Source organism: Sutcliffiella rhizosphaerae, from assembly GCF_917563925.1.
Taxonomy (GTDB): Bacteria; Bacillota; Bacilli; order Bacillales; family Bacillaceae_I; genus Sutcliffiella_A; species Sutcliffiella_A rhizosphaerae.
In genome coordinates, this window is the sequence record NZ_CAKJTJ010000093.1 from 1 (window position 1) to 444 (window position 444).

Genomic DNA, 444 nt, shown 5'->3' on the forward strand with positions numbered 1-444 from the left:
AAGAGAAGGCAGGGACAAAAACTAGCCTAAAAAGGATCTGATTATAGTAAATTGCAATTTTCCGGGTACACAAATCCCAAATAAGTGCCCGATTTTCGTAAATTGCAATTTTCCGGGCACATAAATCCCAAATAAGTGCCCGAATATCATAAATTGCGATTTTCCGGGCCCACAAATCCCAAATGAGCGCCCGTTTTTCGTAAATTACAATTTTCCGGGCCCACAAATCCCAAATGAGTGCCCGATTTTCGTAAATTGCAATTTTCCGGGCACATAAATCCCAAATAAGTGCCCGATTTTCGTAAATTGCAATTTTCCGGGCCCACAAATCCCAAATAAGTGCCCGATTTTCGTAAATTGCAAATTTCCGGGCACGCAAATCCCAAATAAGTGCCCGAATAACATAAATTGCCTTTTCCTTGGGCACGCAAATCCCAAATAAGT

1 protein-coding gene is annotated in these 444 nt (G+C 41.2%); it reads right to left on the reverse strand.

The features are described from left to right. A partial coding sequence (locus LRP81_RS23165) for a hypothetical protein (RefSeq protein ID WP_230505560.1) occupies positions 1–444 on the reverse strand: 444 nt, incomplete at both ends.